This window comes from Streptomyces sp. NPDC055966 (genome assembly GCF_042269865.1).
In the GTDB taxonomy this organism is placed as follows: Bacteria; Actinomycetota; Actinomycetes; order Streptomycetales; family Streptomycetaceae; genus Streptomyces.
Window position 1 is genome coordinate 1 of record NZ_JBHJYK010000050.1, and the last position, 22,754, is coordinate 22,754.

Genomic DNA, 22,754 nt, shown 5'->3' on the forward strand with positions numbered 1-22,754 from the left:
CGGGCGTTGGTGGGGTTGGGTTCGGTGTTGGAGGGTGGGGGTGGTTCGGTGGTGGTGGCTGATGTGGAGTGGGGGCGTTTCGTTCCGGCGTTCACCAGTCGTCGTCCCAGCCCCCTGCTCGCCGGTCTCCCCCAGGCGGCCGCCGTCATGACGGTGCCTGACGCGCCGTTCGACTCCTCCGCTGCCGGCGCGGGGCGGCCCGCCCTGGTCGAGCGCGTCGCCGCGCTGTCGCCTCAGGGGCGCGCCGATGCTCTCCTGGACCACGTACGGCGTGCCGCGGGCAAGGCGCTGGGGCACGGCGACACGACCGCGGTCGCCGCCGAACGGGCCTTCCGCGACATGGGGTTCGACTCGCTGACCGCGGTGGAGCTGCGCAATGCGTTGATCGAGGACACGGGTCTGGCGCTGCCCGCGACCCTGGTGTTCGACCACCCCACGCCGGCCGCCCTGGCGCAGCATCTGGACGCCGAACTGTCCGGGGAGAACGAAACCGTGGCGACCATGCTGGCGGACCTGGAGACGGGTATCGCCCGCATCATGAAGGCGGATCCGGACGACGACGCCCGCGCGCTCCTCGGCGCCCGGCTCAGGACGCTCCTGAGCGAGATCGAGCTCTTCGGCGCCGGGCCCGACGGTGACGGCCCGTCTCTCGGCGAGCAGTTGGACGGTGCGAGCGACGAGGAGCTGTTCGACCTCATCAGCCGCGAGCTGGAGCAGTAGCCGCGGGGGAGTGCCGCCGAAGACCGGGCACCGTGCCCGGTCTTCGGTAACGTCCCTGCTCTGTCGGTGCGTTGGCGCCGCGCATGCGTCGGCGGCCGCACCGTTCGAGACGGTGCGGCCGCCGACACAGCTGTTGGGGGTGGCCCGGATCGACGCACAGCGTGACTGGTGCGCCAGGCGTCAGGCCGGTGGCGAAAGTGTCGCTACTTGATGAAGTCCGGCAGGACCCGCGGGGGCCACTGGCCGACGGTCAGCATGCCCATGGAGTGGGCACGCGCCACGAGGGCGGCGCGGTTTGGTGCCTTCAACTTCCGCAACATGAGACCGACATGGTATTCGACGCCCTGCCGGCTGAGGTAGAGACGAGCGGCGAGCTGGACCGTGGAGGCGCCGCTGGCGACGCCCTCCAGGACCTGTGCGTCGAGCTTGCTGAGAAGCCGCTCGCCGGGGTTGAGGACTCCCTCCTCGGAGTCCGTGTCGGGTGCCTGGGCGTCCGGCCTGACCTGTACGACGATCCCGGCCAGCAGCCCGGTGGTGTTCTGGACGGCGATGCCCGTCAGTTCTCCGGAAAAGGCCCGCCCCTCGTCGCCCAGGCCGACCATGCGCTCGGCGAAGCGGTTACAGCGCCCTTCCGACAACCGGTTGAAGTGCCGGTTGAGAACGGAAGGCGAGCTGGGGTGCAGAAGATCGTAGAGACTCCGTCCGCAGATGTCGGCGGACGTTCTTCCGAACTGGCGGGAGAAATCATGCTCCGCCGCCACGATGTGCATGTCGGTGTCGATGTGTGCCGTGTAGAAGCGACGGCTGCTCTCCGTGCGGTGTCGGTGATCCGGCTGAGTTCGGTGAAACTCCGAAGGAGTGCGCGGGGCCGCCGCCCTGTCCCTGTTGTGCCAGGGGCCTGTTATTCGCGTGGTCACTGCGACGCACCGTCTTTCTGCATTCAGATGTGGGGAATCTGTTGCCCGAAGGCATATTTGATCGGACGCGATGCTGCTGCTTCCGGTTCCGAGATCGGCCGGTCCCCCGTCTCTGTGCGCATCTGATCAACTGTGATCGAGCCTAGGAATATGCCTACAGACGGGTCAAGCAAACTTTTGCGTGGCTCCAAAACACTGTGGTTCGGTGGTTCGGTGGTGCGGTCGCACGGGCCCCGCGGCACTGAGGGCAGCCGAGTGGCAGCCCCCTGAACGGCCAAGTGTCCCGCTGTGTCACCAACCGATTTCGTTGAGTGGTCGGGCGTGTGTCGCGGCCGACGCCGTCGCCGGTGGTGCGCGGGATAGAGCGTCGGAGCGAGGGTGTGACCGTTTCTCCGCGGATGGTGCCCGGTTACTGACCGGTTGGTGCCCTCCTGGTGCCCGGAGTTGGGGCTCACTGCTCGGTGTCGTCCCCCGTGAGCGCTTTGGCCAGCCCGGGGCGCCCGGGGATACCAAGTTTCCGATAGGAGTTCGTAAGATGTTTCTCCACCATCCGCGATGATGTGCCGAGTTGACTTGCGATGTCTGAGTTGCTGAGTCCTGCCGCCGCGAGACGTGCGACTTTGCGTTCCGAGGGGGTCAGTCTGTTGCCGCGGGCTTCGGGTTCCCCGGTTCTCTCGGCCAGTTTGCTGCCGATTTTCCTCGCCAACGCGGGGGCGCCATGTTCGTTTGCGAGTTCGTGTGCCCGTTTGAGGGCTTCCGATCTCCGGTTGCGGTGGGTTTCACGATGAGTTCCCAACGCGTACAGGGCCCGGGACAGTTCGTATGCGTTGCCGCTCTTCTCCAGGACCGTCGCGGCCTCTTCGAGCAACTCGGGGCCCTTGCGTCCGGAGGTGACCCGGCCGAGGACGATCAGGGCGCGCCCCAGTGCGGTGGGCGCGCCCCAGGCCCGGGATCTGTCGAGCTCCAACTGCGCTGCGGCGAGCGCTTCTTCGTGCTCGCCCAGGCGGTGGTGCATGAGGGCGGCGCACGACGACCACGGCAGGACGACCGGGTTCAGCCAGCCGATCTGCTCGGTGCGCCGGCCGGCGGTCCGGTAGTGGTCCAGCGCCGTGCGCGCCTCGTCGCGCCGGGCCGCGAGCGTGCCCCGCGCCACGTGCAGAAGCGCGGCCAGGTGCTGGTTCTCGGTATGCAGCCGGTGCTGGGTGAGGAGTTGTTCCGCGAGCTCGGGCTCGTCGGTGTTCATCGCGACGATCGCGAGGACCGCCGCGCAGACGGTGGGCAGACCACTGGCCTCCGGGCCCGCCAGGGCGTCGGCCTGGACGACCTTGTCCCGGGCGTAGGTCCGGTGTCCGTCGGCGAGCGCGACCAGAGCCTGTTCGCAGCGGATGACGGCCTGTTCCACGTCACCGCCGCGGCGCTGGGCGAGCCGGTGCGCCTCACGCAGCCAGTTGGCCGCGCCCTCGGTGTGCTCCGCGCCGGCGAGGATGTTCACGGCCAACGGCACGGTGCTGTGGACGTGGTCGGGGACGGGCCGCTCCTGCTCCAGGACGCGGGTGCACAGGCTCGCCAGCTGCTCCGCGGGCACGGAGCCGGCGACGAACGCGATGTGCATCAGTGACGTGACCAACTCCCGTTCGCCCGGGGTGGCCGGCCGGGGGGAGGGGCCGAGGTCGCGCAGGCGCCGCAGCGCCCGCTGGATGTGCGCGGGGTCCTGTGCCGACAGGATGTGCTCGCGTGCCTCCAGGCGCAGCGCCAGCTCGCGTTCCGTCGTGTCCCCGGTGTCCGAGCGGCGCAGCTCGTCGGCGATGGAGGCCCGGATGACATCGATGCGGAAGGCGGGCGGGTCCATCTGGAGCGGTCCCAGCAGCAGTATGGCGTCGGCCCGCTCCCGCACCGTGGAGAGAAGCGGTACGGCCTCCACGACGTGCCGGAGCGAGGCGGCGGTCGCGAAGCTGCGTTCCGAGGTGGCGAGATCGACGAGCAGCCGCGCCCTGTTGTGCCCCGAGAGGGACGAATCGAGGAGGGCGGGCCGCAGATAGCGTGCCGCGTCCCGGGGGGAGCCGCGGCGCTGTGCGCTGGCCGCGGCGGTGCGCAGGATCTGCACCGCCTTCGGGCCGCGCAGGGTGATGACCGCCATCAGCTGTTCCGCGGCGAGTTCGGCCGGGTGGCCGGCGCGGTGCAGCAGTTCGGCCGTCACCCCGCGCATGACGGTGCGTTCCTGGGCGGGCATGTTCTCTTCCAGCAGGTCCCGCAGCACCGTGCCCGAGGTGAGCCGGTACGAGCGCCGGTCCACGAGACCGGCGAGGCGCAGCACTTCGACGGCCTGGTCCCTTCCCGCGTCGTCGAGTTCGGCGAGCCGGGCCACGAACTGCTCGTCCGCCGCGGGCCCGAGCAGGGTGAGCGCGTAGGCGACCCGCCGCACATGGTCGGGCTGTGACCGCAGGAACGCGTCGAGACGCTGGCGTACGCGCTCAGGGCGCAGGGTCGCCACGACGACGGCGTCCGTGGCCGTCGGACGCAGTCTCAGGTACTGCGCCTCGTCCAGCACCGTCCGCAGCAGCAGCGGGTTGCCGCCGGAGCGCGTCGCGACGGTGTCCACGAACACCGGGTCCGTCGCGCCGCCGAGGGACTTCTCCACCAGCAGACGCACGCTGTTGAGGCCGAGCGGCGACAGTTCCAGCGCCCGGTCGGACACCGTGTCGTCGGACCGGAACAGGCCGTCGGCGCACCCGGGGTCGGCCCGGAAGTCCTGGGGGGCGAGCACCTCGCGGACGTGCTGCCGGGTGCCGCGTACGTCACCGGGCAGCACGGAGAACACGAAGAGGATCCGCCGACGCGCGCGCCGGGCCAGCGACAGGGCGAGTGCCTGAAGGGATCCGGTGTCCGCCCACTGGAGGTCGTCCACCATGAGCACCGCCGGGCGGTCGTCCTGTATACAGCCGAGCAGCACCGTCAGCCAGCGCGGTGCCCGCTGCCGGCTGAGCGCGGACGACGCGGAGGTCGCCGTGGGCGTGCCGTCCCCGAGGGCCGTGTGCGACGTGCCCCCGGGCAGCGAGGCGTCGGCCCGCCGCAGCCAGCGGGCCAGGTCGTCGGGCGGGACGACCCCGCGCAGCGAGTCCAGCAACTGCCCCACCACGCCGAACTGGAACGGCTCCTCGGCAGCGGACGCCTGGGCCCGCAGAAGGACGAACCCGTGGTCACGGCTGAGGGTCGCCAAGGACTCCAGGAAGGTCGACCGGCCCACGCCCAGCGGACCCCGGACGACGAGGAGCGAGCCCTCTCCGCCCTCGGCGCGGCGCAGGGCGGCGGTGGCCTGCGCAAGGGCGGACTCGCGTTCTAGTAACACCGTGCTCGTACTCCCTCGTACGCGGGGCGCCGACCGGGCCGGCGGAACTCTGCGGTCGCTGTGCTGTCCGGGACCGGCGGATCGGCCGGTGCCCCCTCCGAGGGACAGTGCGAGGAGAGTCCATGGCATCGCTCATACAGAAGAAGTCCCGAAGGTTCACTCACGGCTGCTTGACATCTTGAGTATCAGCAGATCATAGCGAGGGGTGCGCCAGCAAGGGGGCTCGGAAAGTCCGCGATAAAGTCGGGCTTGTGCGCCGAATTGCACAAGGCGTCGCCGTGTTCGGCCGTCGGGCCCCTGGCCAGGTCAGGGGCGGCCGCGACAGCGCGGGACGGCGGTCGTGAGCGCCGGTGGACGCCCTGCGTGTCGGGTGAATGGAATCGAGGCGGGAATGCTTAATGATTCCTGAATGAAGGTCAAATGGCTGTGTCAAGCGGAGCGGAAACCGACAGCATTCTGTAATGATTACCGGTCGTGCTCGGAGCGTCTTGGGGCGGATCGTCACTGCTCGTGCTCGGAGGTGGTGATCTCCTCCGACGTGAGCACGTCCCGCAGCTGTCGCCGCCCGGACAGGCCGAGCTTGCGATACACCGAGGTCAGATGAACCTCGACCGTCCGCTGTGTCACGTACAGGGACTCGGCGATCCACGCGTTCGACCGGCCGGACGCCGCGAGGCGGGCCACCTGGGACTCGCTCTGTGTGAGCGCTCCCAAGCCCCGGGACACGGGTCGGCGCGGCCGCGCGCCGGTGGCGAGCAGGGCCCGGTGGGCGACGGTGTACAGGGACCGGGACCCGACGTCGTAGGCCTCCTCCCAGCCCTGCCGCAGCACCGCGCGGGCGTCCTTCGTGTATCCGAGCCGCTGGAGCGCCTTGCCCCGGGCGACCCGCACGCGGGCGCGCACCAGGGCGGCCCGGGTGCCCATGAGCACCTGCTCGGCCTCCTCCAGCAGGAGCGGCCGCTCGCCGTCGCTCGCCGCCGCCCACAGTTCGAGACCTGAGCCCAGGGCGCACGGCAGGCCCGCGGACCGGGCACCGGCGACGGCCTCCTCGGCCAGCGCGGCGGCGGCGCCGTGGTCGCCCAGGGCGAGATGGGCGTGCCCGGCCCAGTACCACCAGGGCGAGACGGCCGGACTGATGCGCTGCCATTCCGCCTGCCGGCGCGCGCACTCCTTGAGAACCGCCAGCGCCCGCTCGTGGTCCTTCGTGTCCAGATGCAGCCGGCCGCGGGCGCACAGCACCTCGTTCCACTGCCAGGAGTCGTCCGGGACGGGGTCGGGTATCTCCTTCTCCAGCAGGATGGCCTGAGCCAGGTCACCTCGGTCGAGCAGGGCGTGCAGCCGTACGGCGAGCGGCAGCGCCTCGTACCGACTGGCGCGCGAGACGGTGACGTCCTTGAGGGCGGTGGCGGTGGCGCGCAGTGCCGGGTCGAGGGAGCCGAGCCGCTGGTGCGCCTCCGCGCTGAGGGCGAGCAGGCTCGGATACGTCTGGTCGAGCAGCGCGTCGGTGCCTTCGAGGAGCCGGTGGTAGCTGCACTCGGCCTCGTGCGGCAGGTCGGCGTAGAGCAGGACGGAAGCGGCCGTGGCGAGGAAGAGCGGGGCGTCGTTGGCCGCCGTGCCGCGGCCGATGACGGTGCGGGCGGCGGCGACCGCCTCGGCGACCCGGTCCAGGCGGGTCACCGAGATGGCGGCGCGGGCCGCGAGCAGTGCGCGCTCCTCGGCGGTGCCGCCGGGCAGGGAGAGGTCGAAGGAGACGGCCTCCAACAGCTGGGTGAAGGCGGCGCGGTTGCCGGTGGCCGCCATCAGCAGCCGGGCTTCCACGAGTTGGGGATCGGCCGTGCCGGAGAGAGGGACGGCCGTCTCGGCGCGGTAGCGGGTCAGGAGTCCGACGGCCCGGTCCACCTGCCCCTGCCGGGTGAGTGCCTCGGCGAGCGACCTGAGGGCCTGGAGCCGCAGTTCCGGCTCGGTCGCCCGGTCCAGCGCCGTGCTCAGGTGGCGGACACTGGCCTCGGGGTCGATCCGGCTCTCCGCCACACCGAGTTCGACGAGCAGGCTCGGTTCGCAGTCCTCCTCGGTGCCCTCGGGCACACACGGGCGCAGCAGTTGTGTCGCGCGCATCGGGGAGGCGCGGAGCATGGCCTCACGGGCGGCCTCCCGCAGCACGGTGCGGGCCCAGGGCTGGTGTGTCGTGGACGGCGCCTGACGCAGGTGCTCGGCCACCTCCGCGGGGCTGGCCCCGGCGTCGTGCAGCAGCCGGGCCGCCCGGCCGTGTGCGGTGTCGCGCTCCTCCTCGGACATCTCGCCCAGGACGGTGTTGCGCAGCAGGGAGTGGGCGAAGGACCAGGTGCCGTCGGCGTTGGAGGTGACCAGTCCCATGAAGACGAGGGCCAGCAGGGAGCGGGCGAAGACGGCGCTGTCCAGCAGGGCCAGGCGTGCGCCGGTCTCCGGGGAGACCTCGTCCCCGAGCACGGCCAGGGCGCGGGCCGCGCGTACGGTGGCCTCCGGGTGCCGGTGCAGCAGCCGCGCCGCGCGCAGCCGGAACGCGGGGATGTCCTGTTCGGACACGGACGTGAAGTGGTCGGCGGTGAGCGGGAGTTCCTCCTCGCGCAGAGCCGTCAGGAGCCGGGCCACCATCAGCGGGTTGCCGTTCGTGGCCGCGAGACAGGACTCGTGGAAGGCCGTGTCGGTCTCCGTACCGAGCAGCCGTCGCGCCAGCAGGCCGATCCCCGCACCGGTCAGCGGCCGTGGCCGCAGCACCCGGCACAGGGGGAGGGCCGCCACCTCGTTGAGGGCCGGTACATGTGTGCCGCTGCGGCGGGTCAGCGCTATCAGTACGGGCAGCCCCGCCATGCGGCGCGCGCCGTGCGCGAGGAAGCGCAGCGACGCGGCGTCGGCCTCCTCCGCGTCATCGACGACGATCGCCAACGGGCCGTTCGCCGCGGCCGACCGGACGATCTCGTGCAGTTCGGCGAGTACGTCGAAGGGCACGCCCGCACCGTCGACGTCGGCGGACCCGGCCACGCGCGCGTCAGACCCGGGCACGGGTGCGTCCGGGCCGGAGGTGCCCGGTGGTTCGGGCCACGTGAGCGGCGGCATCCTGCCGGCGTCGAGGCCGGCCAGCAGGTCGTGGGCGGTGCTCAGCGGCCGCCGGTGGTCCTGCCGGTCGGCGCGGGTGTGGACCACGCGCAGGCCCTGGGCCCGCGCCTGGGCGATCAGGGCACACAGCAGGGTCGACTTGCCGATGCCGTCAGGGCCTTCGAGCATGACGAGACCCGGGTCGCCGGCCGCGGTGCGTCGCGCGAGCTCGCCGAGGAGGGCCAGTTCACGCTCACGCTCCACCGGCTCCGGTCCGCCCGGCTGCGGTTCCCGGGAGCTGTCCCCGTGCGCAGTGATCATCACCCTGTACCTCTCTCCCGGAACGCCGGTGGCGAGCCGGGACCTGTTCCGCCCCCAGGGGGATCGACCGCGCAGACCGGCACGCCGGCCCGGCAACACCCCTCCCCATGGGCCATTTTGGCCTATACCAGGTCGGGAGAGGTATGGGATCGCTTTTTTCCCGCAGCCGCGCCCTGATCCCGCCCCTTCGCCGGCCGGCCGGCGGGCGTCACGATCCGACGGGCGCCGCGCCGCGGGCGTGCAGCCGCTCCCGCCACTGCGGTGTGTGCGCGAGCGCGGCGTCGGACTCCGGCAGACACAGATACACGTCCCGGCCCCCGTCCTCCTGCGGCGTGGGCGCGATGTGCACCGTCGGCACCGGCAGGTCGGGGAACTCGTACCAGAAGGGGCGTCCCGCGCCCAGGTCGATCCGGTACAGCGGGAACTGCGACCAGTTGTTGACCGACAGGGACGTCGTCGACACGTCGGGGGCCCGCACCGACATCACGTGCCGGGACACGCCCCTGCCCCGGTAGGAGCCGAGGAAGGCGATCTCGTCACGGATCTTGTCCTCGGTGTTGCTGTCCAGACAGCGCCGCACGTCCCACGCCACGGCCCCGAGCGGCAGTTCGCGCAACCGGGCGGCGGTGAGCGAGGTCCAGCTGTTGCTGACGCAGTTGCCCCAGTACGACGTCGGCAGCGCGTCGCCCAGCCGGCTCTGCGCACCGACGATCAGCCCGAGCCACTCCGCGGCGTCGGCCGGCCGGTCCCGCAGCTCGCCCAGCACCTGCCACAGGTGCGCGGTGAGCGCGTCGTTCGTCGACACCCACACGTCGGCGGCGGGCAGGGTCCGCTGGGCCTCGGCCTTGAGCGCGGCCAGTTCCCCCGCGCCGAACCGGGTGGTGATCGTGGCGAGTTTGTTGACACCGACGCGCAGCGTGGTCGCCAGGTGCCGCACCCGGCCCACGGCCACGAACGCCCGCCCTGCGCGCGTGGCGGGGTCCGCGGACAGCCGGCCCAGCGCGTCCAGCACCCCACGGTCGTGACTGGGTTCCTCCCACGACAGCCCGAGGTGCTCGCGCGACCAGCTCTCCAGGAAGGCGACGGTGCTGCCGCCGTCCGCGAGGCTGTGGTTGATGAGCACGCCGAGGACCGATCCGCCGCCCTTCATCCGCGTCAGCCGGATCTTCAGCAGCGGAGTGTCCCGGTCCACCACGCGAAAGGCGCTCACCTCGCGCAGCAGCTCCCCGATGACCGGCGCGGCGCGCAGACCGTGGCCGTAGTCGCGCATCGGGTCGGGGCAGGACGCCTCGGTGAACCGGACGCCCGCGTCGTTGCACAGCACGCTCAGGCCGCCGTCCGCGTCGCGCTGGAGGCGCCCGGCCAGCAGCGGGTAGCGGCGCAGCGTGCGCGCCAGGGAGTCGCGCAGTGCCGCGCCGTCGAGGGTGTCGCGGTAGAAGAACGTCAGAGGGGTGTACCACGGTCCGGTCAGCAGGTCGTAGCCGGTCAGCCGGATCCGGGCGCCGTCGGCCGTCCCGGCGCGCACGGTGTGCACCCGCTCCACCCGGCTGTCGACGGTCGTGCGGAACGCGGGCAGGTCCTTCTTCGCCCCACGGCGCCCGGAGCCCTTTCGTGCCATGGCTGTCAGTCCCAGGCCACGAGCAGCTGGTCCACGCCGTAGTGCACCGCTCGGTCGCGCAGCGGCACCTCCCCGGCCGGTGCCGCCAGCCGCAACGACGGGAAGCGCTCGAACAGGCTGCGCAGCCCGATCCGCATGCTGGCCCGTGCCAGGTGCTGGCCCAGACACTGGTGCGCGCCGAAGCCCAGCGCGAGGTGCTTGCGGGGGACACGGGTGACGTCGAGCCGGTCGGGGTCGGTGAAGACCTCGGGGTCGCGGTTGGCGGCGGGCAGCGACAGCACCACCGTCTGACCTGCCTTGATCGTGGTGCCGCCGATCTCGACGTCCTCCAACGCGCAACGGCTGGAACCCATCTGAGAGATCGTCAGATAGCGCAGCAGCTCGTCCACCGCCCCGGCCTCGTACAGCTCCGGCCGCTCGCGCAGCAGGGCCAGCTGGTCCGGGTGCTCCAGCAGGGCGAAGGTGCTCAGGGCCAGCATGTTCGGCGTGGTGTCGAGCGAGCCGCCCAGGGTGAGGACGGCGAGGTTGACCAGCTCGTCCTCGGTCAGCTCACCGGTCGACGCCAGCCGGCCGAAGAAGTCCTCGCCCTGCTCCGCCATCCGCTCGCGCACCATCGGACGGATCAGCCCGTCCATCGACTCCACGTGGTGGATGAACTCCTCCAGCGTGTACGTGAGCGTCATCAGCGCCGAGAAGTGCTCCTGGATGCCGTCCATCAGCTCCGGCGAGACATCCATCAGCGAGCACACCGAGCGCAGGCTGACCTTCTCGGCGAAGTCAGTGACCAGGTCCGCGGGCGAGCCCTTGGCGGCCATCTCCTCCAGCGCCTCACCCACGATGCGCGTCAGCTGCGGCTCGTACTGCTGGATGCGCCGCAGCGTGAAGTGGCCCGCCAGCAGCCGCCGGTACTTGGTGTGCTCAGGGGCGTCCATCTTCGCGAACGACCCGGGCGGCGAGGGCTGCGGGGCGTACTCGGTCATCGGGAACGGCGGCGCGACCACGTGCGCCAGCAACTCGTTGCGGTGGCTGAAGCGGTCGTCGGCGAGGATCTGCCGGACCAGGTCATGACGGGTCACCAGCCAGCCCGACGTGTCCTTCGGCGCCACCTGGAAGGTGACGGGGCTGACCGGCTGCTCGGCACGCAGCCGGGCGTACTCGGTGGGCGGGTCGAACGGGCACTTTCCCCGCTCCGAGGGAATCACGGGCGGGCCGGGCCTGGTCTTCATGGAGTCGCTCCGTCGCGAGAGGGGCCGAGGCTGAGGGGATGGGGGAGAGACATGGGCGAAACGGCCTCACGCGCGCCGCACGCGCAGGGGCAGATGGCGGGCACCGAAGACGTTCGTGCCGTGCCAGCTGAGCCGCGCCGCCGGGTCGACGGCGATGCCGCTGTACCGGTCCAGCAGCGCGTCGAGCGCGATCCGGCCTTCGAGCCGGGCCAGCGGTGCCCCGATGCAGTAGTGGATGCCGTGTCCGAACGCGGCCTGCCGGGCGTTGGAGCGCTCCGGGCGGAACGCGTCCGCGTCCTCGAAGACCTCCTCGTCCCGGTTGGCCGACAGCAGCCACAGATGGACGAGGGTGTCGGGGCCGAGGTCCGTGCCGGCGACGACGGTGGCGGCCGTCGTGACCCGCTCGATCCGGGTGAACGGCGGGCGCAGGCGCAGCGTCTCCTCCAGGACCGCCGGGACCAGCGAACGGTCCGCGCGCACCCGCTCCAGCAGCTCCGGATCGCGGTCCAGGCACAGCAGCGCGTTGCCCACGAGCACCGACGTGGTGATGTGCCCGGCGAGCAGCAGCAGCGTGGCGAAACTCGCGATGTCCTCGTCGTCCAGCCGCTCACCGTCGAGTTCGGCGCCGACCAGGGTGCCCAGCAGATCACCGCTCGGCTCCGAGCGGCGGGCCTCGATGAAGCCCTGGAGGTACGCGGAGATGGTGACCGCGGTCTCCTCCATCCGCCGTACGCTCTCGGGGTCGTCCGGATCGGTCGACAGCAACTGGTCGGCCCAGCCCTGGAACCGGTCGCGGTCCTCGGTGGGGACGCCCAGCATGCGCGCGATGACCGTCACCGGCAGCGGGTTGGCCAGCGCGTCCACGAGGTCGAAGGCGTCCTCGGGGGCGGCGTCCAGCAACTGCCCGGTCAGCTCGGTGATCCACGGCTCCAGGCCGGCGATCAGTCCCGGGGTGAACGCCCGGCTCACCAGACGGCGCATCTTGCCGTGCAGCGGCGGGTCCAGGAGCAGCAGCGTGCCCCGCGGGGCCTGCTTCTCACCGCCCGACAGCCGGCCCACCGTATCCGAGGAGAACGTCGCCGGATCGGCGAGGATCCGCTGCACGTCGGCGTGGCGGAAGACGTGCACGTTGCCGTTGCCGTCCCGCCACACCGGCTGCTCCTCGCGCATCCGCGCCGCCCAGGCCAGCAGCGTGACGCCGCCGTCGGGCTCGACGGTCGGCGGGCGTTCGAGCCGGACGTCGGCCCCGGGCGTCGGGTCGAGCACGTCCGAGGTGCCTTGCTGCGCCACCCGGATTCCCCTTTCGCAGATGTCGTACGACGGTCCCGCGGGCACCGTCCGTTTCACCGGCGCCGCCACCCGGTCGCCCGGCCACCCCAACACGACCGCGCCGCGCCGGGCCAGCGGGGCCCGCGCTGTCTAGGGATTCACCCGAGAACCGGCGAGTACCCACAACCCCCGCCCCGCGCACACCGGTTCCCGCGGCCCGCACACCGGCCGAATCTCTGGAGGAAACCCCAGACAGCGACCCGCGCACGGCCGATCCCCGCACCGGCACCGCAAGATGAGCTCGCCGCGGCAACCCACCGGTCCGGCACGGCGAGCGCACAGGAGGCCCGCATGGACATCGCGATCGACCACGACAGGTGCATCGGCGCCGGCCAGTGCGCCCTCATCGCCCCCGAGGTCTTCGACCAGGGAGACGACGGACTGGCCCTGCTGCTGGTCGACCGGCCCGGCGCCGCGCAGGCCCCCGCCGTGCGCGAGGCGTCCGAGTCCTGCCCGCTGAGCGCCATCACCGTGACGGAGGACCGGGATCCGGCGGCCTGAGCGCCGCCCCGGGCCACCCCCACGGAACCGACTGAGGAGAGGAATCCATGCGCGTCCTGTTCGCCGGCCTGCCGGAGAAGTCACACGTCTTCACGATGGTGCCGCTGGCCTGGGCCCTGACGGCCGCCGGACACGAGGTGCTGATGGCCAACGCGCCGTCGCTCAACGAGGCCGTCACCGGCGCCGGACTGGTGGCCGCGCCGATCGGCACCGACCACGACGACGTCCATCGCGACATGGCCGTCGCCCGGGACTCGCAGGACGCCGACGTCGCCAACTGGAGCCGCCTGGGCTACGGCGACGTCGACCACGCGAGCCTGGTCGAGCGGTACTCCATCAGCGTTCCCCACGGGTTCGCCCGCTACAACGCCCCGATCCTCGACGACCTCGTCGCACTCGCCCGGGACTGGCGGCCCGACCTCGTCGTACGCGACCCGATCGCCTACGCGGGCGGCATCGCCGCACGCGCCTGCGGCGCCGCGCACGCGCGCCTGCTGTGGTCCGCCGACGTCTACGGTCAGGCCCGCGCCACGTTCGTCGAACTCGCCCAGGACGTGCCGGAGGACCAGCGCGCCGACCCCCTCGCCGACTGGATCGACGAACGCGGAAGCGCCTACGGGGTCCGCTGCGACGAGGAGCTGCTGAACGGGCAGTTCACCCTCGACACGCTGCCGCCGAGCCTGCGCCCGCCGAGCGAACTGCACCAGATCTCGATGCGGTACGTGCCCTACAACGGCCCCGCGGTGCGGTGGCAGTGGCTGCGCGAGGAGCCCAAGCGGCCCCGCGTCTGCGTCACCCTGGGCCGCACCAACACCGAGGCCTACGGAGGCGACTACGTCGACATCGCCGAACTGCTGCGCGCCCTGTCGCGGCTGGACGCCGACATCGTCGCCGCCCTCATGCCCGAGCAGGCCGAGCAGCTGGACAACCTGCCCGCCAATGTCCTGGCCGTCAGCGGAGTCGCGCTCAGCACCCTGATGCCGACGTGTTCCGCCGTGGTCCACCACGGCGGCTGGGGCAGCTTCTCCACCGCCCTGGTCAACGCCGTGCCGCAGCTCGCCGTGTCCACCCTCGTCGCGGACCAGGAACTGCGCGGACGCTCCCTCGAAGACGCCGGCGCCGGCTTCTTCCTGCACCACACCGACGCCGACCCCGACCGGGTCAGCGACCTCACCCGGCGACTCCTGGAGGATCCCTCCCATGCCGCCGCCGCACGCCGGCTGCGGGACGAGTCCGCCGCCATGCCCACCCCGCACGCCGTCGTCGCGGAACTCGAACGTCTCGTCGCGGCCCGCTGAACCCCGGCGCGACCGCACACACCGTCAGAAAGGAGGACGGCGCCCGCTCGGCACGCCCGGTGACGCGCCGCACCCACGATGAGTCAGACGCGCATCCTGGTGACCGGCGGTGCCGGTTTCATCGGCTCCCACTACGTCCGGACCCTGCTCGGGGCCCTCGGCCCCGACGACGTCACCGTCACCGTGCTCGACGCCTTCACCTACGCCGCCAACCTGGCCAACCTGGACCCGGTGGCGCACTCCGACCGCTACCGGCTCGTCGTCGGCGACATCTGCGACCGCGAGCTGGTCGACGGCCTGATGGCCGAGCACGACCAGGTGGTGCACTTCGCCGCCGAGTCCCACGTGGACCGATCCCTGGCCAGCGCCGCCGAGTTCGTACGCTCCAACGTCCTGGGCACCCAGACCCTGCTGGACGCCGCCCTGCACCAGGGCATCGACCGGTTCGTGCACATCTCCACGGACGAGGTCTACGGCTCCATCCCGGCCGGTTCCTGCTCCGAGGAGCAGCCGCTGCACCCCAACTCGCCGTACGCCGCGTCCAAGGCGTCCAGCGACCTGATCGCGCTGTCCTACCACCGCTCCCACGGTCTGGACGTGTGCGTGACCCGCTGCTCGAACAACTACGGGTACCACCAGTACCCCGAGAAGATCATCCCGCTGTTCGTCACCCGCCTGCTCGCGGGCCAGAAGGTCCCGCTCTACGGCGACGGCCTGAACGTGCGCGACTGGCTGCACGTCGACGACCACATCCGCGCCGTCGAACTGGTCCGCACCCGGGGCCGCGCCGGTGAGGTCTACAACATCGGCGGCGGCACCGAACTGGACAACCGCGGTCTGACCGGACTCCTCCTGGAGGCCTGCGGCGCCGACTGGGACAGCGTGGAGTACGTCACCGACCGCAAGGGCCACGACCGCCGCTACTCCGTGGACTGGCGCAAGGCCCACGTCGAGCTCGGCTACAAGCCGCACGTCGACTTCACGGAGGGCCTCGCCGAGACGGTCGCCTGGTACCGGGACAACCCCGAGGTGTGGAGCCGGACCACCCGGCCCGGTACGGGGACGGGAACCGCACCGTGCTGACCTGGCACACTCTCGGCGCGCTGCGGGTCTCTGCCGACGGCCGTGACGTCACCCCCACGGCACCGAAGGTCCGCCAGGTGCTCGCCCTGCTGCTCGCCCGCCGCAACTCGGTCGTCTCGCTGCGCGCGCTGACGACCGAGCTGTGGGCCGAGGACCCGCCGCGCAGTGCCACCGCCACCGTGCAGACGTACGCGTACCAGCTGCGCAAGGCGCTGCACGGTGGCGAGGACCCCGGCCCCGGCGAGCCCGGTCCGCTCGTCACCCACGCCCACGGCTACCTGCTGCAGGTCGGGCCGGGCGAGTGCGACGCGGAGGAGTTCGCCCATCTCACCGGCCTGGCCCGCACGACACTCGCCGCCGGTGACCCGGCCGGCGCCGAGGCGCTGCTCGACCGGGCCCTCGGGCTGTGGGACGGACCGCCGTTCGCCGACGTCACTCCCGGCCCGGCCGTGCACGGGCACGCCCTGCGCCTGAAGGAACTCCACCTTCAGGCCGAGGAGTTGCGGGTCATCGCCGGCCTGCGCCTGGACCGGCACCGTGAACTCGTCGGTGAGTTGAAGGAGCTGGCCTGCGCACGGCCGCTGCACGAATGGTTCCAGGGCGCTCTCATCATCACCCTGGAGCGGTGCGGCCGGCGCGGCGAGGCGCTGGAGGTCTACCGGCGGCTGCGCGCCCAACTCCGCGACGAACTGGGCCTGGACCCCTCACCGGGGTTGCAGCGGCTGCGCCAGCACGTGCTGACCGACCGCGTCAGCACGGCCGACCTGGACCTCCTGCCCGGCTGACGTGCCGTCCACGGCGGCCGGGGCCGCCCGCTCACCCGTCGGCGGCGGGGCCGTCCTGCTGCTCGGCCGCGGCCTGCCACAGATCCCGCACCATGTCGCGGGGCGTACGCCGCGGCCGCCAGCCGAGAAGCGTGCGCGCCGCCGACACGTCCACGGCCATCCAGTCGGTGTCCGTCAGCCCACGCGACTGCGCGACCGGACGCTCCACGAGCCGGGCGGGACGGCCGCTGATCGACATCAGCAGGTCCACCATGTCCCGCACCGGCTGCGAGACACCGCTCGCGATGTTGACCACGCGACCGCCGGCGTCCGGGGAACGCAGCGCCGCGACGACGGCCCGTGACACGTCCTGTGCGTCGACGAAGTCACGGCTGCTGCGCAGCGGCGACACCCGCACCTCCGCCGTCCGCCCCTCGGCGGCCCCCTCCAGCAGCTGCGCGGCCACCTGGCCGAGCAGGCTCCCCCGAGGGGTGCCGGCGCCGATCACGTTCGACAGCCGCAGCACCACCGCGTCCGCCGTACCGGTCCCGGCGGCCCGCAGCACCGCCCGCGTGCCGTGCAGCTTCGTCCGCCCGTAGTCGGTGGCCGGTTCCTCCGGGGAGGACTCCGTGAGCCACACCTCCCGGGGCTGCGGGCTGTACTCGTGCACCGAGCCCAGCTGCACCAGTCGTGGCCGCGGGCCGGCGGCGGCCAGCGCCGTGAGCAGCCGATCCACGAGCAGCTGGTTGCTGCGGCGCATCCGGTCGGCCGTGGGCGACCACACCTCTCCCGCGGCGTTCACCACGCCCACCGGGCCTGCCTCGTCGATCAGTTCGACCATCGCCCGCGGCTCGGCGTCGACCAGGTCCATGGGGTGGAAGCGCCAGGACGCCGGAGTCTTGCGGGGGTGACGGGCGACGGCGAGGACCTCGTAGCCGGCCTGTTCCAGGGCGGCTCCCACATGACGGCCGACGAATCCGGTCGCCCCGAGAACCAGCACGCGGCCGGACCCCCTGTCCGCCTCGCACGGCCGTCCCAGCGCACCGACCTCCGGCATGCCGTCTCTCCTCCCGGATCCGCGCACCGCGCACCCGTTCACCGTCGCTGCCCCGCCCGATCGCGGGTCTGACGACACCACTGAAGCAGCCGTCGATCGAGGATCGCTCCAGACTCCATCGACCTTCATGGACCTCCATCGATCGTCAAGGATCGTCATCGATCTCCATCGACCGGAACCGTCCACCGACGGCTCTCGATCGGTCCTCGATCCCCACGCCCTACGGTGTGGCCACCATGAAGGTTCGAGAGATGGCTGTGCCGGACGCGTACCACATCACGCCGCACCAGATCCGTGACGAGCGCGGCAGCTTCTACGAGTCGTTCCGGCACGACAGGCTGGCCGCGGAGATCGGCCGCCCCGTGCCCGTGGCGCAGGTGAACTACTCGGTGTCGCGCCGCAGCACCCTGCGCGGACTGCACGGCACACTGCTGCCACCGGGGCAGGCCAAGGTGGTGTGCGTGGTGCGCGGCGCCGTCCTCGACATCGTCGTGGACCTGCGGGTCGGCTCCCCCACGTGGGGAGTGCACGAGGCGAACTGGCTCTCCGCCGAGACGGGCGAGACGCTGTTCGTCGCCGAGGGCCTGGTGCACGGCTTCCTCGCCCTCACGGACGACACCTGTGTGTCCTACCTGTGCTCCACCGAGTTCGTGCCCGGCACCCAGGTGGACATCGACCCCTTCGACCCCGATCTCGCCCTGCCCTGGAGCCTGTCGGAGGCGCCGCTGATGTCCGAGAAGGACCTGAAGGCGATCTCCGTCGCCGAGGCCCGGGACACCGGACTCCTGGCCCGCTACGAGGACTGCCTGGCGCACTACGAGGCGCTGAGGGCGGACGCCCGCTGATCCACCGCCGCGGCCCTCCCCGGGCCGTCAGACACCTTTCGGAGAGCCGATGCCGCCCGGCACGCCCACACCCCCGCGCCACTACGCCCTGCTCCTGTTCGCCGACTACGGCCACATCGCCCCCACGCTGGGAGTGGCCCGCGAACTGCGCGCCCGCGGCCACCGTGTCACCTACGTCGTCGACGAACGCTTCGCACCGGTCGTGGCGGACTGCGGCGCCCGCGCCGTGACCTACGCCTCCGCGCGCGGCGACTTCTACCGGGCCGCCGACCCGAACCCGGACCGGCTCGCCCGCGACGGCTTCGACCTCCTCCTCGACACCGTGCGCACCGTCTACCCCGCCGCCCTGGACGCCCTGGCCGGCGACCCGCCCGACGTCGTGCTCTACGACTTCGAGACGGTCGCTGCCGCCCGCGTGCTCGCGCGCGTCCTGGGGGCCGTACCGGTGCAGGTCTGCCCGAGCCACGCCGCCAACGAGAAGTTCTCGCTGCGCGCCCAGATGTGGGACCCCGGGCACCCGCTGATGGCCGAGGGCGCCCGGGTGCTCATCGGCTTCATGGGCGAACACGGCATCGGACTGGACGAGATGGGCCGCTACGGCGCCGAGTGGGACACCCGCAACCTGGTCTTCCTGCCGCGCGCCTTCCAGATCGAGGGCGACAGCTTCGACGACCGGTTCGCCTTCGTGGGTCCCACGTTCGGCGAGCCCGAGCCCGGCCTCTGGTCGCCGCCCGGAGACGGGCGCCGGGTCGCCCTGGTCTCCCTGGGCACCGAGGCGGGGGACCGCGGCGACTTCTTCCGCCTGTGCGCCGAGGCCTTCCCGCCGGCCGACTGGCACGTCGTCATGACGCTCGGCCGGGGCAGCGACCCCGCGCTGCTCGGCCCGCTGCCGGCACACGTCGAAGCGCACCCCTGGCTGCCGCACCCCGCAGTGCTGCCGCACGCCGACGTGTTCGTCTGCCACGCCGGCATGGGCAGCCTGATGGAGTCCCTGTCCTACGGCACCCCCGTGGTGGCCCTGCCGACCGCCCACGAACTGGTGCTCAGCGCACGGCGGTTGGAGGAGTGCCGGGTCGGACGCGCCCTGGACCGGACCGGACTGACCGCTGATGGTCTCGCCGCCACGGTGGCGGAACTGCTCGCCGACCCCGACGGACCGGCGGCCCTCGCCGCCCTCCGCGACGCCATCCGCACGGCGGGCGGCGCCCCCCGCGCCGCCGACCTGCTGGAGACCTGGGCCACCCAGGACCCGGCGACCCCGGCGGCCGGCTGAGCGTCCGCCGCACACGCACGACGGGGTGGGTCCCGGCACCGTCCGGTGCCGGGACCCACCCCGTCGGTGTCGGGCGAGACTCAGTGCGGCAGGGTCACGTACTCCATGACCGTGTCGATGCTGTAGTCGATCATCTCGTCGGTCAGCCCCGGATACACACCGATCCAGAACGTCCGCTCGGTCGTGATGTCACTGTTGGTCAGCGGGCCGCTGACCCGGAACTCCCGCCCCTCGTAGGCCGGATGACGGGTCAGGTTGCCCGCGAAGAAGCGGCGCGTGGCGACCTTGCTGGACTCCAGATGGTCGATAAGGGCGGCGGGCTCGAACGGCGCGCCCGGCTGCACGGTGATGGCGAAGCCGAACCAGCTCGGGTCGCTGCCTGGGGTCGCCTCCGGGAGCAGCAGGTGCGGCAGCCCGTCCAGGCCCTCCCGCAGCCGGGCCCAGTTGTGGCGACGCGCCTTGCCGAACTCGTCGATGCGGCTGAGCTGCTGGAGTCCGAGCGCCGCGGAGATGTCCGTCGACTTCAGGTTGTAGCCCACGTGGGAGAAGATGTACTTGTGGTCGTAGCCCTCCGGCAGTGACCCCATCTGCTGCTCGAACCGCTTGAAACAGCGGTTGTCCTCACCCGGCTCGCACCAGCAGTCGCGGCCCCAGTCGCGCATCGACTCCACGACCCGGGCCAGGATCAGGTTGTCCGTCAGCACACAGCCGCCCTCGCCCATGGTGATGTGGTGGGCAGGGTAGAAACTCTCGGTCGCCAGGTCACCGAAGGTTCCGGTCAGCTGCCCCTCGTAGGTGCTGCCCAGGGCGTCGCAGTTGTCCTCGATGAGGAACAGGTCGCGGTCCTGGGCCAGTTGGGCGATCTCACGGACCTGGAAGGGATTGCCCAGCGCGTGCGCCATCATGATCGCCCGGGTGCGCGGGCCGATCGCCTGCTCCACCCGCTCCAACGACGCGTTGTAGGTGCCCAGTTCGACGTCGACGAAGACCGGCACCAGGCCGTTCTGCAGGATCGGGTTGACCGTCGTGGGGAACCCGGCGGCAACCGTGATCACCTCGTCGCCCGGCTTCAGCCGGTCCTCGCCCAGCTGCGGCGAGGTCAGGCTGCTCAGCGCCAGCAGGTTGGCCGACGAACCGGAGTTGGTCAGATGCGCCTTGCGCAGACCGAAGTACTTGGCCAGCGATCGTTCCAGCTTGCGTGAACTGACGCCGGCGGCGATCCGCATGTCGAGCGCCGCCTCCACCAGTGCCACCCGGTCGTCCTCGGTGAGCACCGCTCCGGATGCCAGCACCGGCGTGCTGCCCGGCACGAACCCCGACGAGGCGGTGGAACGGTGGTACTCCCGCACCAGGTCGAGGATCTCGGTCTTGTCGTTCCCCACGGCTGATGGCCTCCTGTTGTGTACCGGTGGGGACGATACGTACGGCCGGCTCGCAGTCGAAGCGGGTCCCCACACCCGTATCGCATTCGATCGGGGGAACTCCAGACCAGCACGCGCGCCCGCCCACGGGCCAGGCACACCGGACGATTCTAGGGAACCACCAAAAGCCCGCGCGTCTGGGGATTTCATCGTCCGGCATCCGGCACTGTGAAGTACCCGGCCCCCGTGGGGCTTTCGTCCATCCCTGGAGCCGCAAGCGATGAAGTACGGCCGCCCGCCGGGCAAACCCGAGCGCACCGTCGTCCTGCGCGGAGGAGGCACGTCCGGTGAGCGTGTCCGGCTCGGCGTCCACGACCTGATGAACGGCACCTTCGCCACACCGCGCACCTTCTTCTACCGGCAGACCCTGGACGCCGACGCCCTGGCCGACTCCCTGCGCCGCACCCTGGCGCACTATCCGCTGCTCACCGGGCGCCTCGTACGCGACGACGACGGCGGACTCAGCGTGGTGTGCAACGACGCGGGTGCCGTCCTCGCCGTCGCCCACCGCGACAGCGCCATGCCGGACTACGGGCCCGACCGGTCCGCCAGAGGGGACCTGCGCCGCTACATCCACTCCGTGAACGCCTTCCGCGTCGTCGGCCACGACACGCCGCTGCTCACCGTCAAGGTCACGCACATGCGCGGCGGCGGCTCCGTGCTCGGCGTCAGCATCAACCACAGCATTGTCGACGGCGGCGGTTTCCTCGACTTCCTGCACCACTGGTCCCGCACGCATGCGGGGCAGGACTTCCCCGCTTCCCCGTACGACCGTGCGCTCCTGGACGGCCTGGCCGACGACGCGCGACCCGAGCCGGACGACCCGCAGTACGAGGTCGTCACCGGACGGCGGAAATTAGGGTTCCTCTGGAAGGTCAACGCCCGCGCGCACACGATGCGCACCATCACCGTCCGCTTCACCGCCGCGGAGGTCCTCGCCCTGCGCGAGACCGCACGCGCCGGACAGGACCACGACCGGCCCCCCGCCTCCAGCGGCGACGCACTCGGGGCACACGTGTGGCGGGTCCTCGGAGCGCTGCGCGACCGCGCACCCGACGCCGAGGAGCGCCTGGGCATCGTCGTCGGCCTGCGGGCCGCCCTCAAGGACCGTCTCCCGGACGGCTATTGGGGCAACGCGGTGTCCAACACCACGGCCGTGCTCCGGGCCCGCGAGCTGCGCGAGGAGCCCCTCGCCCGTGCCGTCGGCGCGGTACACGCCGCCCTGGACCGTGTCACACCCGAACGGGTACGTCAGGAGGTGGCCTTCCTGGCGGCCCAGCGGCGCGCCGGGCGCTCCGCGCGGGTCCTCAGCCGGATGTCGCTGGACGCGTTCGAGGGGACGGTCGCGCTGAACAACGCCAGCCGACTGCCCGTGTACGCGCTGGAGTTCGGCGCCGGCCGGCCGTTCTGGTTCGAGTTCCCGGCAAACCCCATTCCCTGGACCGTACTGGTCACACCCACCCCGGACGACGACCACAGCCGCGACGTCCGCCTGAGCGTTCCCCGCGAGGCCGCGGACGCGCTGGCCGAGCCACGGTGGGCCGCATGTCTGCACAGCGCCGCCGACCGGCTGGGCAGCCCCTGAACGCGGGTCCCGGTCCCGACTTCCCCGGCCGGGACCGGGACCCGCTTCCCCATCGCGAAGGGGACGGAGCTACATCTCCGCGGCCTTGCGCAGGGCGTCCACGCGGTCGGTGCGCTCCCAGGTGAAGTCGGGCAGCTCCCGGCCGAAGTGGCCGTAGGCCGCGGTCTGGGAGTAGATCGGGCGGAGCAGGTCGAGGTCGCGGATGATCGCGGCGGGGCGCAGGTCGAAGACGGCGTCGATGGCCTTCTCGATCTTCTCGGTCTCGACCTTGTGGGTGCCGAAGGTCTCGACGAACAGACCGACGGGCTCGGCCTTGCCGATCGCGTACGCGACCTGCACCTCGCAGCGGGAGGCCAGCCCGGCCGCCACCACGTTCTT

At 71.9% G+C, this 22,754-nt stretch carries 17 protein-coding genes; 8 read left to right on the forward strand and 9 right to left on the reverse strand.

The genetic code is table 11. The annotated features are described in order from the left end of the window. Positions 1-720: phosphopantetheine-binding protein (locus tag ACFC8N_RS47560; protein ID WP_376295943.1), on the forward strand; the 720-nt coding region annotated here is incomplete at its 5' end. A 203-nt stretch (positions 721-923) separates the two neighbouring features. On the opposite strand, the gene ACFC8N_RS47565 is transcribed toward ACFC8N_RS47560, so the two are convergent. The 6 genes from ACFC8N_RS47565 to ACFC8N_RS47590 form a co-directional block, all read right to left on the reverse strand. Beyond that, the gene (locus tag ACFC8N_RS47565) at positions 924-1,637 is read right to left on the reverse strand and encodes a LuxR C-terminal-related transcriptional regulator (protein WP_356038799.1); all 714 of its coding nucleotides are present in this window, start codon (positions 1,635-1,637) and stop codon (positions 924-926) included. Between the two features lie 451 nt (positions 1,638-2,088). Then, positions 2,089-4,983, reverse strand: a complete 2,895-nt coding sequence (locus tag ACFC8N_RS47570) for an AAA family ATPase (RefSeq protein ID WP_376295944.1) — start codon at positions 4,981-4,983, stop codon at positions 2,089-2,091. A 501-nt stretch (positions 4,984-5,484) separates the two neighbouring features. Further along, positions 5,485-8,376, reverse strand: coding sequence for an AAA family ATPase (locus ACFC8N_RS47575; protein ID WP_356038805.1), 2,892 nt, complete (start codon positions 8,374-8,376; stop codon positions 5,485-5,487). Positions 8,377-8,584: 208 nt separating this feature from the next. Beyond that, positions 8,585-9,994, reverse strand: a complete 1,410-nt coding sequence (locus ACFC8N_RS47580; RefSeq protein ID WP_376295945.1) for an acyltransferase — start codon at positions 9,992-9,994, stop codon at positions 8,585-8,587. Positions 9,995-9,999: 5 nt separating this feature from the next. Next, positions 10,000-11,220, reverse strand: coding sequence for a cytochrome P450 (locus ACFC8N_RS47585; RefSeq protein ID WP_356038810.1), 1,221 nt, complete (start codon positions 11,218-11,220; stop codon positions 10,000-10,002). A 66-nt stretch (positions 11,221-11,286) separates the two neighbouring features. Then, positions 11,287-12,510: a cytochrome P450 gene (locus ACFC8N_RS47590; RefSeq protein ID WP_376295946.1), complete on the reverse strand. Its 1,224-nt coding sequence runs from the start codon at positions 12,508-12,510 to the stop codon at positions 11,287-11,289. A 330-nt stretch (positions 12,511-12,840) separates the two neighbouring features. Here ACFC8N_RS47590 and ACFC8N_RS47595 point away from each other — a divergent pair, with 330 nt between their 5' ends. The 4 genes from ACFC8N_RS47595 to ACFC8N_RS47610 all read left to right on the forward strand — a co-directional run bounded on the left by ACFC8N_RS47595 (position 12,841) and on the right by ACFC8N_RS47610 (position 16,216). Then, positions 12,841-13,050: a ferredoxin gene (locus ACFC8N_RS47595; RefSeq protein WP_356038815.1), complete on the forward strand. Its 210-nt coding sequence runs from the start codon at positions 12,841-12,843 to the stop codon at positions 13,048-13,050. A 47-nt stretch (positions 13,051-13,097) separates the two neighbouring features. After that, positions 13,098-14,348, forward strand: a complete 1,251-nt coding sequence (locus ACFC8N_RS47600; RefSeq protein WP_376295947.1) for an activator-dependent family glycosyltransferase — start codon at positions 13,098-13,100, stop codon at positions 14,346-14,348. 78 nt (positions 14,349-14,426) lie between these two features. Next, positions 14,427-15,431: a dTDP-glucose 4,6-dehydratase gene (gene rfbB, locus ACFC8N_RS47605; protein WP_362823689.1), complete on the forward strand. Its 1,005-nt coding sequence runs from the start codon at positions 14,427-14,429 to the stop codon at positions 15,429-15,431. Continuing rightward, entirely contained in the window at positions 15,425-16,216 is a 792-nt protein-coding gene (locus ACFC8N_RS47610) for an AfsR/SARP family transcriptional regulator (RefSeq protein ID WP_362823690.1), read from the forward strand. The genes rfbB and ACFC8N_RS47610 overlap by 7 nt, the downstream gene beginning before the upstream one ends. A gap of 31 nt (positions 16,217-16,247) precedes the next feature. Here ACFC8N_RS47610 and ACFC8N_RS47615 read toward each other — a convergent pair whose 3' ends face one another. Next, on the reverse strand, positions 16,248-17,252 hold the full coding sequence (locus tag ACFC8N_RS47615) for an NAD-dependent epimerase/dehydratase family protein (RefSeq protein WP_376295948.1): 1,005 nt from the start codon (positions 17,250-17,252) through the stop codon (positions 16,248-16,250). Positions 17,253-17,503: 251 nt separating this feature from the next. Between ACFC8N_RS47615 and ACFC8N_RS47620 the strand changes: the two genes are divergently transcribed. Together ACFC8N_RS47620 and ACFC8N_RS47625 are read left to right on the forward strand one after the other, a co-directional pair. Continuing rightward, on the forward strand, positions 17,504-18,097 hold the full coding sequence (locus tag ACFC8N_RS47620; RefSeq protein ID WP_107471433.1) for a dTDP-4-dehydrorhamnose 3,5-epimerase family protein: 594 nt from the start codon (positions 17,504-17,506) through the stop codon (positions 18,095-18,097). 49 nt (positions 18,098-18,146) lie between these two features. Continuing rightward, positions 18,147-19,370, forward strand: a complete 1,224-nt coding sequence (locus ACFC8N_RS47625; RefSeq protein WP_376295949.1) for a macrolide family glycosyltransferase — start codon at positions 18,147-18,149, stop codon at positions 19,368-19,370. Positions 19,371-19,450: 80 nt separating this feature from the next. Here the strand turns inward: ACFC8N_RS47625 and rfbH are convergent, their stop codons facing one another. Further along, positions 19,451-20,752, reverse strand: a complete 1,302-nt coding sequence (gene rfbH / locus ACFC8N_RS47630; RefSeq protein WP_376295950.1) for a lipopolysaccharide biosynthesis protein RfbH — start codon at positions 20,750-20,752, stop codon at positions 19,451-19,453. A gap of 259 nt (positions 20,753-21,011) precedes the next feature. Here rfbH and ACFC8N_RS47635 point away from each other — a divergent pair, with 259 nt between their 5' ends. Continuing rightward, positions 21,012-22,376, forward strand: coding sequence for an acyltransferase (locus tag ACFC8N_RS47635; protein WP_376295951.1), 1,365 nt, complete (start codon positions 21,012-21,014; stop codon positions 22,374-22,376). Positions 22,377-22,445: 69 nt separating this feature from the next. On the opposite strand, the gene ACFC8N_RS47640 is transcribed toward ACFC8N_RS47635, so the two are convergent. Continuing rightward, the coding region (locus ACFC8N_RS47640; protein WP_376295952.1) for a methionine adenosyltransferase domain-containing protein at positions 22,446-22,754 on the reverse strand (309 nt) is incomplete at its 5' end.